This window comes from Streptomyces flavofungini (assembly GCF_041028215.1).
In the GTDB taxonomy this organism is placed as follows: Bacteria; Actinomycetota; Actinomycetes; order Streptomycetales; family Streptomycetaceae; genus Streptomyces; species Streptomyces flavofungini_B.
Genome location: NZ_JASKYR010001395.1, coordinates 1 through 1,183, shown reverse-complemented (window position 1 = coordinate 1,183; position 1,183 = coordinate 1). Strand labels below are relative to the sequence as shown.

2 protein-coding genes are annotated in these 1,183 nt (G+C 76.4%); both read right to left on the bottom strand.

Going from position 1 to position 1,183, the window contains the following annotated elements; translation table 11 throughout:
* Positions 1–157: 157 nt before the first annotated feature.
* On the bottom strand, positions 158–286 hold the full coding sequence (locus AB8Z36_RS41275; RefSeq protein WP_369218467.1) for a hypothetical protein: 129 nt from the start codon (positions 284–286) through the stop codon (positions 158–160).
* Positions 287–308: 22 nt separating this feature from the next.
* Positions 309–1,183, bottom strand: an 875-nt coding sequence (locus AB8Z36_RS41270) for an alpha/beta hydrolase family protein (RefSeq protein WP_369218466.1), incomplete at its 5' end; no start/stop codon positions are given.

Genomic DNA, 1,183 nt, shown 5'->3' with positions numbered 1-1,183 from the left:
GTCAAGGACCGTCGCAGGGGCCGGCCCCCCCCCCCCCCCCCCCCCCCCCCCCCCCCCCCCCCCCCCCCCCCCCCCCCCCCCCCCCCCCCCCCCCCCCCCCCCCCCCCCCCCCCCCCCCCCCCCCGTCCCGGGGCGCCCCGGGACCGGCCGGTGGGAATCAGTCCTCGACGCTCTCGTCGCCGTCCTCGGCGTTACGGAACGGGACCGTGACCGTGATGCCGACGCTCGGCTTCCGGTTCGTCTCGTCCTCCGCGAGCGGGTCGTTGTGGATGACGTCCTTCTGCATGGGCTCTCTCCTCTCGGTGATGTCAGTGCTTGACGGTGTGGTGCGCTGACCCCGCTCCGGAGGGAGCGGGGGGTCTGGGTGGGGTGGTGCGGCGGAGCTCCCGGTCGAGGAAGAGCACCGCGCGGCGCAGCACGGCCACGTGATCGCCGCCGTCGTAGCCGTCGTGCCCGGAGTCCAGCCAGAGGGACTCGTGGCGGGCGTCGGCCGCGTGCAGGGCGGCGAGGTAGGAACGGACCTGTGCCGGGGGGCATTTGGTGTCGTGCGTGGCGGCGATGACGAGTACCGGGTCGCGCACGCGGTCGGCGTAGCGGATCGGTGAGCTGTGCGCGTACGCCTGGGGCAGTTGCTGCGGGGTGCCGCCGAACAGCCGCTCGTCCAGGGCGCGCAGGGCGGGGGTGGCCGAGGTGTGGGCGGCAGCGTAGTCGGCGACGGGTTTCACCGCGACACCGGCCCGCCACAGGCCCGGCCGGGTGCCGAGGGCGAGCAGGACGAGGTAGCCGCCCCAGGAGGTGCCCCACAGCCCGGTCGCGTCCGGCCGGATCAGGCCGCGCGCGGTGAGGTCGGCGTGTACGGCGGCGAGGTCGGCGACCTGGGTGTGGCCGACGCCGTCCCGGCTGGCGCGCTGCCACCGTGGGCCGTAGCCGGTGGAGCCCCGGTAGTTGACGCGGGCGACGGCGAAGCCGGAGGCGACTAGGGAGTGGACGGTGCCGTCGTAGGCGTCCCGGTCGTGGTCGGCGGGGCCGCCGTGCACGAGGAACACCGCCGGGTGCGGTCCGCGCCCCCCTTCGGGAAGGCTGAGCAGGGTGTGCACCGGTCCTTCGGGTCCGGGGGTGCGGATGTCGTGCAGGGTGCCGGGGACGTGGCCGTCGACGGTGCCGAGCGGGGGCAGCGGTGTGC